Consider the following 15,440-nt stretch of genomic DNA (forward strand, 5'->3'; position numbering starts at 1 on the left):
TAAAACTAATAACAAGCAACATGGACGGAAAATTTCTTAATAGTGAACACAAGATTACAAAAGATAATTTAAAGGCGGTATAAGACTCTAGAAAAAAATTGCGTATAATTTTAGTAGCAAGTGGTCGTACCTATTACGAAGCCTTAGAAGTAATTACAGAAGCAAATTTCAAACCTAAAATTTCAAGCCTAACCAGAGATTAAAATTTTGAAATTATTTTAGGAAATTCACAAGATAATTTTAAGGTCTATAATTTTTTCGAGGAAGTTTTACCTCTTAGCTTTTCAAAAAAAGATTTAGAAAAATAAAATTTATTAGGAACTTATTCGCCATGTGGTGTAAAAAAATATTTAAAAAATAAAAAAGGTCTTAAATTATAATATATAATTTAAGACTATTTTTATAGAAATTATTACTTGACATATAAAAAATTTATTTATATACTTATAAAAAATAAATATTAAAGGAGATAATTATGTACAATAAATTATCAATAAAAATTGCTATTTTATCAATATCAATATTTGTATTTTCCCATGTTGCTATTGCCCCAGCCATACCAAAACTATATGATTTATATCATTCTAAAAATAATAGTATTGGTTTAGCATCAGTGGAAAATTTAGTTACCATTCCTGCCATGATGATTACTATTTTTGTAATTCTAAGTAATTTTGTAATTGCTAAGCTTGGTAAAAAAAATACAGTTCTACTGGGTTTAATATTGATTCTAATATCTGGTCTTGTATCTTTTATAACTACAAACTTTACACTTATATTTATTTGTAGGCTGCTTTTAGGTATAGGTATTGGGCTATATAATTCCTTATCAATTAGTATAATTAGTGATTATTACGAGGGTGATGTTATGGCTAGTATGATTGGTCTAAGAACAGCAACCCTAAACCTAGGAAAAGCTCTAACAACTCTTATAGCAGGCTATGCACTATTACTGGGAGCTAATTATACATTTTTAGTTTATCTATTAGTTATTCCTGTATTCTTTCTATTTTATAAATATGTACCCCCAGTTGAAAATAAAATAAAAAATATTAAATCTATTGTTATCTTCAATAGTGATACTTTTGTGCTAATGTTAATAAGCTTTTTTGGAGGAATTAGCTACATAGGTGCAACAATAAAAATACCAACACTTTTAGTTACAAAATATCAATACTCAAGTGTTTTAGCAAGTAATTTGCTAACAGCTTTAGCCTTTAGTGGAACTATTATAGGTATCATATTTGGTAAATTAACAAAAAAACTAGGATTTAAAGTATTATTACTCATGAACGCCTTAATGGGTATAGGAAATTTACTCTTTACTCTAGCTAATAATAAAATATTATTTTATGTTGGGGCTCTCCTAATAGGAGCTGGTTTCGTTGGTTTTGTATCATCTGCATTTTTCTATATTTCAAAAACATATAAGTCAAATCAAATTAATTTTGTAGTAAGTATGTTTCTAACTGCTGGAAATATTGGAGTTATAATAACACCTCTAGTTTTAACAAAATTATTAGAAAAATTAAATATAGATTTATTTATAACTCCTTTTTACATTACAAGTTGTGTAATTCTTTTTAATTTAGCTCTATACTTCAGATTAAAAGGAAGATAAAAATTTTATAACTAATTTGTAGATTTTAAATTAAAAGTAAAAAGTCTCTGTCAATTATGTCGATAAAAAATAATAAAGAATATTTAGTTAGAATTTTTTTATATTCACTAAATATTATATATAGAGCAAAAAAGACTACTATTTTAGTAGTCTTTTTTTATGAAAACATTTCTTTTAAAGCTTCTGCGTCCATATTTTGTACTAATTTTATAGATTGGTCTGCTACTTTCATAAATGCTGTGTCGTCTTGAATTACAGAGGCACAAATGGAACCTTGCACCGTAGTAAAGAACCATTCACTTATATTTTCACTAACTTCTGCATCAATACCTACATTTTCGATTGATTCAGCCAATAATTTTTTCCAACTTTTTAATATGTCAGAGCATTTTTCTGCAACTACTGGATCTTGCCCGATAGTTTCTAAGGCTAGTAGGGTCAGTCTAAAACTTGGGGTTCCGTATACTTTTTCCTTGTGTTTAAATAAATCTACTAAAGTAGTCAATGTACATGACAAATTTTCACACGAAGCTACAGCATTTTTAAATTTTTTTTGAAATTCTGCATCTATCTTATCAAGAGATGAACCTATCATATCATCTTTTCCTTTTGGAAAATAGTAGTACATACTCCCTTTAGGAGCTTTAGATTTTTTTATAATATCTTGGATACTTGTACCTGCATATCCATTTTTCTGAACTAATTTAACAGTTTCTCTGATAATATTTTCTCTTGACTTATTATTTAATGTCATCCTTATTCTCCTTAAAGTATAATTCGCAATCAACATTATATTATAAAAATTATAACATTTTCATATATATTAATCAATCTATTTATTGCATTTAAAAATTTTTTATCTTATTATTTATAAAACTTTTACATCATACCAGTTTGTAATTGATACATTTTGTAATAAGTTCCCTGCTTAGCTAGTAATTCTTCGTGGCAACCAGATTCTATTATTTTTCCCTTGTCTAAAACGTAAATACAATTTGCATCTTGAATAGTAGATAAACGGTGGGCAATGGCGATAGTAGTTCTCCCCTTACGCATTTTTTTTAGGGATTTTTGAATTAATTCTTCTGTTTCAGAATCTATGTTGGCAGTTGCTTCGTCTAAAATTAATATTTTTGGTGCTAGGGCTATGGTTCTAGCAAAGGCTATTAATTGTCTTTGCCCTGATGATAGGGTGCTTCCTCTTTCTGTAACCTTGTGCTTATAGCCATCTTCAAATTCTGCTATGAAATTATGGGCATCAACAAATTTAGCTGCTTGGATAACTTCTTCTTTCGTTAGGTTCTCAGCAAAAAGTTTTATGTTTGATTCAATATCTCCGTGATATAAAAATGGGTCTTGCAAAACTAAACCAACTTTTTTTAGTAGTTCATCACGTTTGAAACTTTTAATATCGTGTCCGTCTATTAATATTTGTCCCCTATCAAATTCGTAAAATCTCATAAATAAATTTATGATAGAAGATTTACCTGAACCTGTATGACCGACAAAGGCAATAGTTTCTCCCTTGTTAGCTTTGAAACTAATATTTTTTAAGATGTCGTGCTGACCGTCATAACTAAAACTTATATTTTTAAATTCTATGTTACCTTCTTCAATTTTTATATCTTTGTCAAATTGTTTTGGTTCGTAATTATTTTCATCAACTACATCAAAAACACGTTCTGCTGATACCACAGACATCTGTAATGATGAAAAACTTTGTGTTAGTTCTATTAGCGGGTCGAATAATCTATTCACATATTGAATAAGAGCATACATTATCCCTGCTGTAAAACCTAGATACTCTCCCCTAAAACCAAAGTACATAAGTAAAATTGCATAGGCGACAATTTTTAAAAGCGACAGAGCTGGTCTTAATAACAGACTATCTATTTTTAAATATTTTATGTAGTAGTCATTGTGTTCAGCATTTGTTTTTTCAAAATCTCTTATCAATCTTTCTTCTTGGCGAAAAGATTGGATAATTCTCATTCCGTCTACACTTTCTGCAAGTTTGGCATTAATGGTACTTAGTTTACTTCTTGTTATTGCTACGGCACTAACTGCTAATTTTCGATAATAATACATACAGGCAAAAATTATTGGCATTAGGAGTAGCATTAAAAATCCTAACTGCACATTAAGTGTGAAAATAGAATATAAACTCACAAAAATTAAAAAAGTTCCCCTAATAAAACTACTAAAAATTACACCGAATATATTACTTATTGCTTCTGTATCATTAGTAATTCGAGATACGACAGAACCAGTAGCTACCTTATCAAAATATGATATTCCTAATTTTTGAATATTTGCAAAAGCATCGTTACGTAAATCTCTTACTATACCGAATGAGACTCTGGCAAAAGTAGTTTTCCCAATATAATTAAATAGGGCTTGTAATAAATATAGCAGATAGTAGGCTACTAAAATCATTACTACCGTATTTTTAAAAGCAAAATTTTTCCCAATAAAATTATCAATAAAATATTTTGCAACTCTAGGTATAATTGCTTGTATTATGGTTGTTGTAAATAAGGCTAACAAGGCTACTACTAACAATAATTTATAATTTTTAGCGTAAGACATTAATCTTTTAAATACCTGCCATTGTCTAGTGGCTGATGGAATATTTTTTTCTTCTTTCAATTCTATTCCTCCCCTTCCAATGTTTGTTCTATCTGTTGTTTGTGATAAGTTTTTGCATACCAACCATTATTTGCTAATAGTTGATTATGATTTCCTTTTTCTAAAATAGTTCCCTTATCCATAACAATAATTAAATCTGCATGCACAACTGCACTCAAACGGTGGGCTGTAATAATATTGGTTTTTCCCTCTCTAAGTGTCCGTAAATTATTTAAAATTAAATCTTCTGTTTTGGCATCAACTGCACTCAAGCTATCATCTAAAATTAAAATTTCTGGATTTGTAATCAAGGCTCTACTAATTGCAATACGTTGTTTTTGTCCGCCAGATAAGACTACTCCACGTTCACCAACTATGGTATCAAAAGTAGCTGGCATAGAAATTATATCCCTATAAACTCCGCTCCATCTTGTTGCTTCTGCAACTTCTTCATCAGACAAATCAGGATTAGCAAATTTTACATTATCTCGAATTGATGCTGAAAATAATATTTGGTCTTGGGGAACATAACCTATTAAACTTCTTAAATCTGATAACTTATAATCATTTATATTATGATTATTTAATGAGATATTTCCCTTACTTACATCTCTTTCTCTAAGTAATAATTTTAATAGGCTTGTTTTTCCTGAACCAGTTGGACCTACTATACCCAGTGTTGCTCCTTTTTCTAAAGAAAAATTTATATTTGCAAGTGTCGTAACATCTTCATAAATAAATTCTTCTATATTATATTCTAATTTTCCATTTGCTATTGTTAGATTAGAATTTTCGTTGCTATCAACATCACTTTCTTCATTCAATAATTTTTCAATTCTTCCATAAGAAGCATTACCTCTTTGTATGATATTGAATAAATATCCCATAGCAAGCAAGGGCCAAACTAACATATCAAGATAGGTAATAAAAGTTACCAAGTTTCCTATTGTTATTTTATCAACAGATACAAAATAACCTCCCATAGTTAAAGAAATTAAATAACACAAACCTATAAATACCAAAATGGCTGGGTCGAATAAAACATCATATCGCATAGTTTTTAAATTTTTTGCATAAGTTTTATCATTAGTTTGCTTAAATTTCTCTACTTCTTGCTTACCGTAGTTAAATGCTTTTGTAACTTTGATACCCGTAACACTTTCTTGAACATTATTATTAAGTTCAGAAAATGAATTTTGAGATTCTTTGAAACTTAAATGAATTTTTTTTCCTAAACGATTAGTTGCAAAAGATAAAAATGGTAGGGGGATTAAAACTAATAAAGTTAATTCCCAAGATATACTTATAAACATTGTTAGCAGGGTTACAAAGGCAGTAATTGTTGCATCAACTGCTGACATAACTCCAGCTCCAGCAGTTTGCGTTACGGCATTTATGTCGTTAGTCGCATGAGCCATTAAATCTCCAGTCCTATATTTTTGATAAAATGACGGCGACATTTTTGTAAAATGAGAATAAAGTTTATAACGCAAAATTTTTCCCAGTCTACTAGACGAACCAAATAAATTTACACGCCAGATATAACGTAAAAAATACATGGCAAGAGCAGACAAGAGTAAAACAAAAACATCTATAAGCAACTGAGAATCTGTTAAATTACCGTCTGTAATTCCGTCTATCACGATACCTATAATTTTTGGTGGTATTAAATTTAAAATACTAACTAATATCAGTGATGATATAGCTATAATATATTGTTTCTTTTCAAGTTTTAAGAACCAACTCAATTTTTTTATGAGATTCATATAAATTCCTTTCTTCAAATTATAATGCAATAATTATTATAACAACTTTTACAAAAAAAAGTAAAGATTAATTAAATTTTTATTTAATAAGTTTTTATTTTTATAAAATTTTTTCCTAAATAATCTATTGCTAATTTATTTTATAAATTTTTATTTAGAATTTTTTCTAAAATTTCTTTTATATTTTTTTAATTAGAAAAATTATTTTTCTTTATAAAAAATAAAAACTAACCTAAAGTTAGATTTAGTTCCAACTTTTCAGGTTAGTTCATAATTTTATTCTTCTGATTTTTTATTTGATTTTTTTACTTTTTCTTTTTTTTGTAATTTATTATTTTCTGGATACATTACCTTGTCTACTAAACCGTAAGCCAATGCTTCTTCAGCAGTCATATAGTTATCACGTTCTGTATCTCTTTCTATTGCCTTGATAGTTTGACCCGTTCTGTCAGCTAATATTTTATTTAATTTAGCCTTTGTTCTTAGGATATGGCGGGCAGCTATTTCTATTTCTGTTGCTTGTCCTTGAGCCCCTCCTAGTGGTTGGTGAATCATTACTTCTGCATTTGGCAAGCAATATCTCTTACCTATTGTTCCAGCAGCAAGTAAAAATGCTCCCATACTAGCGGCCATACCCATACATATAGTTACTACATCACATTTAATATGTTGCATAGTATCATAAATTGCAAACCCGGCTGTTACACTTCCTCCTGGTGAATTTATGTAGAAGTAGATTTCTTTTTCACTATCTTGTGCTTCTAAAAATAATAATTGACTAACTATTGAGTTAGCAACTTGGTCATTTACATCTGAACCAAGAATTACAATTCTATCTTTTAACAATCTTGAGTAAATATCATAGGCTCTTTCACCTTGTGAAGTCTGCTCAATTACTGTTGGAATTAAATTCATCTCTCTTCCTCCGTAAAGTTTTCTTATCTTAATTATACTTGAAATACTTGCTTTAGTAAAGAAATTAAAATAATTGTAGGACTGAAACAAAAAATTTATAAAACTTTTAAAAAAATTTTTTTCAAACAAAAAAAATATTTAGCAGCCCAACCACTAAATATTTTTTATAAAATTAATTAAAAGATTATTTACTTACCACCTGTAAGAATGCTCTTTAAAGTTACCCATAATTGCATTAATACTATTGGTTGTGATGAAGGCATTTGGGCAATGTTTATTAACTATTTTTCTTAAAATGTGCATTTCATTTTGTTGAATAACTAAAATTATCATACGGCGTTTTTGATGACTATAGCCACCCTCTACGTCTATGATAGTAGAACCCCTATTCATTTTAGTATTTATAACTTCTACAAGTTCTTCTGTATCGTCGCAAATAATTGTACACTGAACATAGGCTGATAAAAATTTTTGAATAGTTATCATAGTTTGATTTCTAACAAAACTCATAATAAAGGCATACATAACGTAGCGAATATCAAAAGAAAACCAAATTATTAAATATATTATAAGATCCTGCACCAAAAATACCGTAGGAAGATTTAAATTAAATTTTTTAACAATATATTTCCCTGTAATATCAGTACCCCCAGTTGAGCCACCAGCTATAATAATAAAACTCATAGAAATACCAGATAGAATTCCAGAAAATATGGTAGCAACTAACTTGTCTTGCAAGTCTACCGGATGAATTACCAGGGGTAAATAATTAATTAAAAAGGCTGAAGATAGGACAACTATTGTTGTTAAAATCATAAAATTCTTTCCTACATAACGAAAACCTATATAAAATAAAGGGATATTTAACAGTAGCTGAGCTGTCCCTAAATTAATACCTGTAAACTTATTTAAAACAAAGGCAAGCCCCAAGGCTCCACCAGTTCCTAAATCATTAGCAGGTAGCAATATTCCTGCATAAACAGAAAATATAATTATTCCTACAAATAGAAATAAAAATTGTTTTGTAGTTTTCTTTTGTTCTACTTGGAAAAAAAAATCTTTAAACATAATTTTTCTCATTCTTTCATATATTTACCCTACTATTGTAATAAGTAATATAGAAAAAAGCAAGATGAAAATTATAAATATTTTTAAAATAAAATTAAAAGTTAATTTGCTTAATTTCAATTGCTATATAAAATATATACTAAGCCTATAATTAAATTCTTTATATTTAAAATTTTTAAATTATAATAAATATTACTATACAAAGGAATTAAAATAAATGAAAAAGATGGCAAATATCAAATAGTTTATGAGGGAACAGATGAGCAATATAAAGATATAATAAAAGATGCTCTAGAAAATTCTTCTGCTAGAGAGGCAACTGATTTAGATGATGCAATAGAAAACATAGAAATAAAATCTGCTAGCATGGAGTATCTAGTAAATAAAAATACTTTCCAAATTATATCAGCAACTACAAAAGCAGAATTTTATGTTCTTAATAAGGGACAAAGAAGTAGCGAGATTGTTACTATGATTTCAGAAACAGAATTTTCAAATATAAATAATGTTGCAGAAATAATTCTACCAGCAGAAGCACTTAATGCTCAAGTAGCATACAAGGCCTAATAAATGTAAATTTGCAAAAAAAATATTATTATGTTATAATATCTCTGATTTGTTAAAAATCGGAGATATTTTTTTATAATTATAGCTCCCGAACTAAGTTTTAAAGTTTAAAATAAATTTACTTGCCGAGGAAAAAAGTTATCGAAAATTCGGCGGATACTTTTTCGGAATTTAGAGTTTCGTTAGGTAACATACAAAAGAATTATTATTCCACAAAATTGTTACTATCTCTTACAATATTCAAAATAAGGTTGCATAAACCTTTATTTTCTTATGTAAAGAGTAGTATATAATCAACTCTATTTTCATAAGTAAATAGAGTTTTATTATTACTTATTAAAAAATAAATTAGGAGAAAAATATATGTGCGGAATTGTAGGTTTTATAGGAAATAATAACGGAGTAGATTTTTTAATTGACGGTCTTAGTAGTCTTGAATATCGTGGCTACGACTCTTGTGGGATAGCTGGAGTTGTGGATGGTAAAACAGAAATTATAAAAACTATTGGTCGTATTAAAAATTTAGAAGACTTAATTCCAAGTGATTTAGAATTAAATATAGGTATCGGTCATACACGTTGGGCTACACACGGAGGAGTGAATACAAAAAATTCACACCCTCATCAAAGTTTTAGCGGTAAATTTACCCTTGTTCACAATGGAGTAATAGAAAATTTTCAAGAACTAAAGGATAGATTTTTCAAAAAAATTCAAATGAATTCAGAAACAGATACAGAAATTATAGTCCAACTAATTGAACTTTTTGCAAAAGATGGTTTAACAACAAAAGAAGCATTTTTAAAAGCAATCTCAAAATTACATGGTTCTTACGCCCTATGTTTAATAGATAAAGAAAATGCTGATACTATCTATGTAGCAAAAAATAAAAGTCCACTTCTTGTAGGTTTGGGGCAAGACTGTAACTATGTTGGTAGTGACGCTCTTGCCATGATTAAATACACTAACAAATTTTTAGAAATTAATGACGGTGAAATAGTAACAGTAAAAAAAGATAGTGTTGTTATAGAAGATAGCACAGGTCAAAGTATCGATAGAAAATCTTTCACACCAAACATAAAATACGGGGAAATTGACAAGGGTGTTTACGCCCACTATATGATTAAAGAAATAAACGAGCAAGCATTTGCCATGCGTAATATAATTTCTGAATACTTTAAGGGTAAAGAAGTAAGTATTGATGAAGATATAATAAATTCAGTAAAAGAATCTGATAGATTATATATAATTGGTTGTGGTACAAGTTACAATGCTGGACTAGTAGGAAAAGAATATTTTGAAAAATGGGCAAAAATTCCAACAGAAGTTCACCTAGCATCAGAATTTGCTTATAATCTGCCCCTACTTTCAAAAAAACCAATGTTTATATTCCTATCACAATCAGGAGAAACTGCTGACCTACGTGCCGTTCTAACAAAAGTACGTGATAAATATCCAGAATTAAAATTTTTGGTTCTAACAAATGTAGATGCTTCAACCCTAAGTCGCGAATGTGATTATAGCTTAATCTTACACGCTGGAGTGGAAATTGCAGTTGCTTCTACAAAAGCTTATACTTCTCAAATTGCAATCTTGAGTATTCTTGCTTATGAAGTTGCTAAAAGATTAGGTAACAAACTAAAAATTGATATTGAAAAAGAATTATCAGTAGTTACTAATGCCATCGAATCTATTTTAGATGATACAAAAAATATTAAAAACTTAGCTGCTAATCTCTTCACAGAAAGAAATGCTTTTTATATAGGACGTGGAGCTGACTACTATTCTGCTTGTGAAGCCGCCTTAAAATTAAAAGAAGTTTCTTATATTCAAACAGAAGGTTTTGCTGGTGGAGAATTAAAACATGGAACTATCGCCCTAATCGAGAAAAAAACTCCTGTTATTGCCCTAATAACAAGTACAAGATTAGACTTAAATACTCGTAGCAATATTAGTGAAGTTGCTAGTCGTGGAGCTAATACTTTAGTTATCACTCTTGAAAAACTTGCCCGCAAGGGAGATTATGCAATTCCTAATGTTCACGAAGAATTAGCACCTATAGTGAGTATTGTAGTAACTCAATTATTTGCTTACTATGCAGCTGTAAATCGTGGTTTAGATGTAGATAAACCAAGAAATCTTGCAAAATCAGTTACGGTAGAATAAAAATAAAAAATTTTTAAATAAATTTAACAAATAAAAAGTGAAAATAAATTATAAATTGCCGTGAAGTAATTAAATTTTAGAAATTATTTTTTATGAAACTTCAGAAGTTTTAGAAAGTATTTTTTAATATTTATTTCAAAATATTTTTTAATCTCTGCTTGTTAGATTACAAGACAAACCTTTTAAATCTGCTAGGTCAAAAATTAAATTGTCATTGGGTAGTTGTAAAACTGGCACGCCAACAAAGCCCCACAATTTTCTTTCTTCAAATTCTACTCTGCTATCTCGTAATTTTAAAAATTGTTTTAAGTTTGCCATAGAGTCTGTAATATTTACTTCTTGATACTGGATATTTTGGGCTTTAAGCTCAGCAACAAACGCTTGCGTATCTGGACACTTGTCGCTAAAAAATAAGATATATCTTGTCATATTCCCTCCTTATATTTTAAATAATATTTATAGCTATTAGTATTAAGGCTAAGATTGCTAAACCACCTTGCTTTAATAAAATTTTAGGATTAGATGTTAAGGCTCCGTAAGCTGCTACTAAAACTACATAGACTAACAGTAAAATTTGCCATCTTAAATCTCCTAAAATTGTAGCTGTGATAATTAATAAACCTAGCAAACCGTTATAAAGACCCTGATTTTTAAAAAGGATGTTTACTGATTTTCTTTCTAACTCTTCTTTAGACATCTCAAATACTCTTGATGTTGTTTTTGAAGTTGTTGCGATAGTTTCTAAATACATAATGTATAAAAATTCTAGTCCTGTTAAGATTGATAATATTGTGATTAATAAATTCATGTAATTCCTCTCTTTTATAAAATTATCTATTCACATTATTCTCCCTTTGTTTGTGTTCTGTACATTTTACTGTAACGTCCACCTATCTCAAGCAAATCTTGATGATTTCCTGCTTCAACGAGTTCCCCGTAATGTAAGACAAAAATTTTGTCTGCATTTTTTATAGTTGATAGTCTGTGGGCAATTATTAGAGTTGTACGTCCTACTTTTAATTCTTCTATGGCACGACTTACATATTGTTCTGTTTGGCTATCAACATTGGCAGTAGATTCGTCCAAAATTAAAATTTTTGGATTTTTTGCTAAGGCACGAGCCAGACAAATTAATTGTTTTTCACCAGTTGAAAAATTATTACCCCCATCTTCAACTTTTGATTGTAGAGTTCTTCCCTGCTCTAAAATAAAACTTCCTCCCACACGTTCTAGTGATTTTTTCGCTAAATTTTCATCACCAGTTGGAGTTATATTATCTAGTAAACTCCCTTCAAATAAAAATGAATCTTGTAAAACTATGGCTATCTGTTCACGCAAGTAATTGCGACTATAATTTTTTACATCTTCATCGCTTATACTTACCCTGCCCTTGTTAGCCTCGTAAAATTTAATTAATAAATTCATAATTGTACTCTTACCACTACCGGTAGAACCGACAAAGGCAACAGTTTGATTTTTTTCTATTTCTAAATTGATATTTTTTAAGACATAGCTATCATATTTGTAGGCAAAAGATACGTCTTCAAATTTTATATTTCCTTGAAAATTATCTTTAGCTGTAATTTTTCCAGTATCTTCTTCTACTTTTAATTCTAAAACTTCTCCAATATTTACTGCGGCACTAATCGCCCTTGTATAGACTGAAATTTCTGCTGTAAAGTCAGTCAAACGATAAATAATATCTTGGCTGTAATTAATAAATAGATAAGCTATTCCGATTGTAATACCGAATTTATTGTCATGAAAATATGAGTAGCTGTAATAAAAAATTACTGCCGTAAAAATTAATATTTGTAAAAAACCTGTCAAAGTATGCAATAAAGTTGCGTCAAAAAAATTAATTTTCAAGCCGTATTTATAACGTCTATCGTTGGCTTTTTTCCAATAATTTAAACTCTCTTCTTCTTTATTAAAAGATTTTATAATTTCTAAATTTTGATAACTTTCATTTATAATAGCACTACACTCTGAATAAGTTTTACGATATTTTATCATGGTATTAACAGTAAATTTATTGTAAAGCACCATTATAAAATACATAAGTGGTATCAAAAGTAGCATAAAGAATGCAAAGTAAATATCTACGCTAAAGAGAACGATATAGATAAAAAATAATTTTAAAAATATTACTACTATATTGACAAAGGTATCGGTAAAAAATTTTCTTATTACATTAGCATCACTTGTTATTCTTGAAACCACAGAACCTGCTGGCATATTATCAAAATAACTGATAGGTAAATTTTGAATATGGTCGTATATCCTTGTTTGAATTCTCACATAAACCTTGTTTGCACCAGCAACCAAAAAAATATTTCTGATGTAGGTAAGTAGACCTGAAGCTATTTGCATTATTCCGTAACCTGCAACAATAAGCAGGGAACGATAGATTATTTTTTGGGTGATAGTTCCCTCGACATTATCAAAAATTTTGGCAAGAAGATAAACTGCCACTACACTTCCTAAAGTTGATAGCAAGGCTGCACCCAACCCAAAAATATATTCACGTTTAGCATTTTTCATATAAGGAATGAACTGAAATAAAGTTTTGTTATTCTTCTTCATTTTTTTCTACCTCCTTATTTTGATATTCGTCTAACTCTTTGTACCACAGACAAGTTTTTATCAAGTCTTCATGGTTACCTAGTCCAATAATTTCACCCTCACTAAGAACGACTATCTTATCAGCATGACGCACCGCAGAAATTCTGTGGGCAACAATAATATTTGTTTTGCCTTGACGACTATTTTTAATATTAGCTATAATATTTTTTTCTGTTGTTGCATCAACTGCACTAAGGCTATCATCTAAAATTAAAATTTCTGGATTGCCAATTACAGCTCGAGCAATTCCGATACGCTGCTTTTGACCTCCAGATAGGGACAGACCATTTTCTCCAATTAAAGTTTCTACTCCATCTTCAAACCTATCAACATCTTTTTTCAAATCAGCAATAAGTAAAGCCTCTTCTAAATTTTCTTCGAGATTATTTCTATAAAACAAAATATTTTCTTTTAAACTTTTAGAAAATAGTTGATACTCTTGTAGGGCTATGGCTACTTTAGACCTTATTGAATAGTCGTAATATTTTTCGATACTTTTACCGTCTAAAATTAATTGATTTTCTGCTACCGGGTACAAACGCAATAATTGTTTTACTAGGCTTGATTTACCTGAACCTGTTTTGCCAACTATTCCGATAGTTTCTCCCTTGTTAATTTTTAGATTAATATTTTTTAAAACTTCTTCATTGTCATATTTAAAAGAAAAATTTTTAAATTCTATGGCACTATCAAAATCGAAATTTTCTGTTGCTAAGTCATTGTTCACTAGAATTTTTTCATTTTCAATTTCTTCGATACGCTCCATTCCCTTTTTAGTTTCCACCCAAGAAATTATAAATTGTGATAGGGCTATGTAGGGCCATTGTATCAAAACAAGGACAATAAAAATTGCCATAATTCCACCGATAGTCATTTGCGATGACTGAATTAAATAGAAACCATATACAACAGAAATAAAATAAGAAACTGCTGTTGAAACCATATTAATTGGCTGGAATAGTTTAACATTTTTCATGTATTCTAAATTATTATCAGCATAAAGATTTAATTTTTCTACAAAACTTTGTCTTACCTTATTTAATAAATTATAGGTACGAATAACTCTTACACCCTTAACATTTTCTAAAGTTTCATCTGTAATCTTATCCATAATTTTTAACATTTTGTCGTAATAAATTTCCTGCTTGCCCTTATGACGATACAGATAAATTGTTTGAATTATGTAGGGTAAAATTATTAGTATCGTATAGGTAAGTGTTGACTTAGAAAAAATTAAAAAAGTGATATAGCCGTTATAAATAACTCCCTCTAAAAAACAAAAAAGACCAAAAGAAGCCATGGGACTTATATAGTCAATAACATCATTGGTAGACCTACTTATAACATCACCTATACTAATCTTATTAAATAAAATTGGCGTATGCTTATAAACTGCCTCTTGCACATCTTGGCTCAAATATTTTATAGAAGAAAAGTAACCTAGAAAAGTAATATAGTCATTTAAAGAACTAATTAAATATTTTAAGACACCGACAAGAAGTAAAAGCAAAGTTTCTCGAACAACGTCATTATAGGTTATAGTGTTTGTTGAAATACTATCCACAATATAAGACACCCTCGTTACAGGATAAAGGGTCAATAAATTTGAAATCATGGAAGTTATCGTTACTGCAAAAACACGCCACTTATCTCTTTTAAAAAATCTTAAAACACTATTCACAAAATCCCCTCCTTACTACATTTTAACATCATATAATACTAGCATAAATAAAAATTTTTTTCAATTTTAAAATTACAAAATAATTAAATAAATCCTTAAGAAAAATATCAAATAAAATTTCACTTGAAAATATTCCAAAATCAAACCATAAAAAAATTTCTAAATTATTTTGGAAAAAATTTTTTATTTTTATGTGGCAAAACAAAAAAAATTTACTAATCTTCTCAGCAAAAGAATTTTTTAATGTACTGTACTTAGCAAAACTTTTTAAAATTTCAATAAGTATTTAAAAAAACATTATACTTATGCTAGTAATAAATTCAAAATTTCTTTTTCCTAAATTAATTTTCTTTTAGAAAAAATAAAAAAATATTTAGCCTAGCCTTTTACTAAACTAAATATTTTT

12 protein-coding genes are annotated in these 15,440 nt (G+C 28.6%); 3 read left to right on the plus strand and 9 right to left on the minus strand.

Going from position 1 to position 15,440, the window contains the following annotated elements; all coding sequences use genetic code 11:
- Positions 1-475 precede the first annotated feature (475 nt).
- A complete protein-coding gene (locus KMP11_RS04690; protein ID WP_215756284.1) occupies positions 476-1,621 on the plus strand; it encodes an MFS transporter in 1,146 nt (381 codons plus the stop codon).
- A 157-nt stretch (positions 1,622-1,778) separates the two neighbouring features.
- Here KMP11_RS04690 and KMP11_RS04695 read toward each other — a convergent pair whose 3' ends face one another.
- From KMP11_RS04695 to KMP11_RS04715, 5 genes are all read right to left on the minus strand, one after another.
- A complete protein-coding gene (locus KMP11_RS04695) occupies positions 1,779-2,375 on the minus strand; it encodes a TetR/AcrR family transcriptional regulator (protein ID WP_216279582.1) in 597 nt (198 codons plus the stop codon).
- 125 nt (positions 2,376-2,500) lie between these two features.
- A complete protein-coding gene (locus KMP11_RS04700; protein ID WP_216280186.1) occupies positions 2,501-4,210 on the minus strand; it encodes an ABC transporter ATP-binding protein in 1,710 nt (569 codons plus the stop codon).
- A 62-nt stretch (positions 4,211-4,272) separates the two neighbouring features.
- Complete coding sequence (locus KMP11_RS04705) at positions 4,273-6,015, minus strand: ABC transporter ATP-binding protein (protein ID WP_216279583.1); 1,743 nt, start codon at positions 6,013-6,015, stop codon at positions 4,273-4,275.
- A 276-nt stretch (positions 6,016-6,291) separates the two neighbouring features.
- Positions 6,292-6,930, minus strand: a complete 639-nt coding sequence (gene clpP, locus KMP11_RS04710) for an ATP-dependent Clp endopeptidase proteolytic subunit ClpP (protein WP_216279584.1) — start codon at positions 6,928-6,930, stop codon at positions 6,292-6,294.
- A 192-nt stretch (positions 6,931-7,122) separates the two neighbouring features.
- Positions 7,123-7,998 (minus strand): YitT family protein, encoded by an 876-nt coding sequence (locus KMP11_RS04715; protein WP_215756280.1) that lies wholly within the window; start codon positions 7,996-7,998, stop codon positions 7,123-7,125.
- Between the two features lie 213 nt (positions 7,999-8,211).
- Here KMP11_RS04715 and KMP11_RS07940 point away from each other — a divergent pair, with 213 nt between their 5' ends.
- Both KMP11_RS07940 and glmS read left to right on the plus strand, forming a co-directional pair.
- On the plus strand, positions 8,212-8,565 hold the full coding sequence (locus KMP11_RS07940) for a DUF6612 family protein (RefSeq protein ID WP_371741371.1): 354 nt from the start codon (positions 8,212-8,214) through the stop codon (positions 8,563-8,565).
- 363 nt (positions 8,566-8,928) lie between these two features.
- Positions 8,929-10,728 carry a glutamine--fructose-6-phosphate transaminase (isomerizing) gene (glmS, locus tag KMP11_RS04725; RefSeq protein ID WP_216279586.1) on the plus strand — a complete coding sequence of 600 codons (1,800 nt, stop codon included), beginning with the start codon at positions 8,929-8,931 and terminating at the stop codon, positions 10,726-10,728.
- A 147-nt stretch (positions 10,729-10,875) separates the two neighbouring features.
- Here glmS and KMP11_RS04730 read toward each other — a convergent pair whose 3' ends face one another.
- From KMP11_RS04730 to KMP11_RS04745, 4 genes are read right to left on the minus strand one after another with little or no spacing between them, the layout of a single operon-like run.
- Positions 10,876-11,157, minus strand: coding sequence for a hypothetical protein (locus tag KMP11_RS04730; RefSeq protein ID WP_215756277.1), 282 nt, complete (start codon positions 11,155-11,157; stop codon positions 10,876-10,878).
- A 16-nt stretch (positions 11,158-11,173) separates the two neighbouring features.
- Positions 11,174-11,536 (minus strand): DUF1304 family protein, encoded by a 363-nt coding sequence (locus KMP11_RS04735; protein WP_216279587.1) that lies wholly within the window; start codon positions 11,534-11,536, stop codon positions 11,174-11,176.
- 35 nt (positions 11,537-11,571) lie between these two features.
- A complete protein-coding gene (locus tag KMP11_RS04740) occupies positions 11,572-13,314 on the minus strand; it encodes an ABC transporter ATP-binding protein (protein ID WP_216279588.1) in 1,743 nt (580 codons plus the stop codon).
- Entirely contained in the window at positions 13,301-15,034 is a 1,734-nt protein-coding gene (locus tag KMP11_RS04745; protein ID WP_253195940.1) for an ABC transporter ATP-binding protein, read from the minus strand. Before KMP11_RS04745 ends, KMP11_RS04740 begins: the two co-directional genes overlap by 14 nt.
- Positions 15,035-15,440: the final 406 nt, after the last annotated feature.

It is taken from the genome of Gemella sp. zg-570 (assembly GCF_018866345.1).
Classification (GTDB): Bacteria; Bacillota; Bacilli; order Staphylococcales; family Gemellaceae; genus Gemelliphila.

Excerpts from the sequence above, each read along its gene's own strand:
- KMP11_RS04690 (WP_215756284.1), top strand. The coding sequence starts at position 476 with ATGTACAATAAATTATCAATAAAAATTGCTATTTTATCAATATCAATA.
- KMP11_RS04695 (WP_216279582.1), bottom strand. The coding sequence starts at position 2,375 with ATGACATTAAATAATAAGTCAAGAGAAAATATTATCAGAGAAACTGTT.
- KMP11_RS04700 (WP_216280186.1), bottom strand. The coding sequence starts at position 4,210 with ATGTCTTACGCTAAAAATTATAAATTATTGTTAGTAGTAGCCTTGTTA.
- KMP11_RS04705 (WP_216279583.1), bottom strand. The coding sequence starts at position 6,015 with ATGAATCTCATAAAAAAATTGAGTTGGTTCTTAAAACTTGAAAAGAAA.
- clpP (WP_216279584.1), bottom strand. The coding sequence starts at position 6,930 with ATGAATTTAATTCCAACAGTAATTGAGCAGACTTCACAAGGTGAAAGA.
- KMP11_RS04715 (WP_215756280.1), bottom strand. The coding sequence starts at position 7,998 with ATGTTTAAAGATTTTTTTTTCCAAGTAGAACAAAAGAAAACTACAAAA.
- glmS (WP_216279586.1), top strand. The coding sequence starts at position 8,929 with ATGTGCGGAATTGTAGGTTTTATAGGAAATAATAACGGAGTAGATTTT.
- KMP11_RS04730 (WP_215756277.1), bottom strand. The coding sequence starts at position 11,157 with ATGACAAGATATATCTTATTTTTTAGCGACAAGTGTCCAGATACGCAA.
- KMP11_RS04735 (WP_216279587.1), bottom strand. The coding sequence starts at position 11,536 with ATGAATTTATTAATCACAATATTATCAATCTTAACAGGACTAGAATTT.
- KMP11_RS04740 (WP_216279588.1), bottom strand. The coding sequence starts at position 13,314 with ATGAAGAAGAATAACAAAACTTTATTTCAGTTCATTCCTTATATGAAA.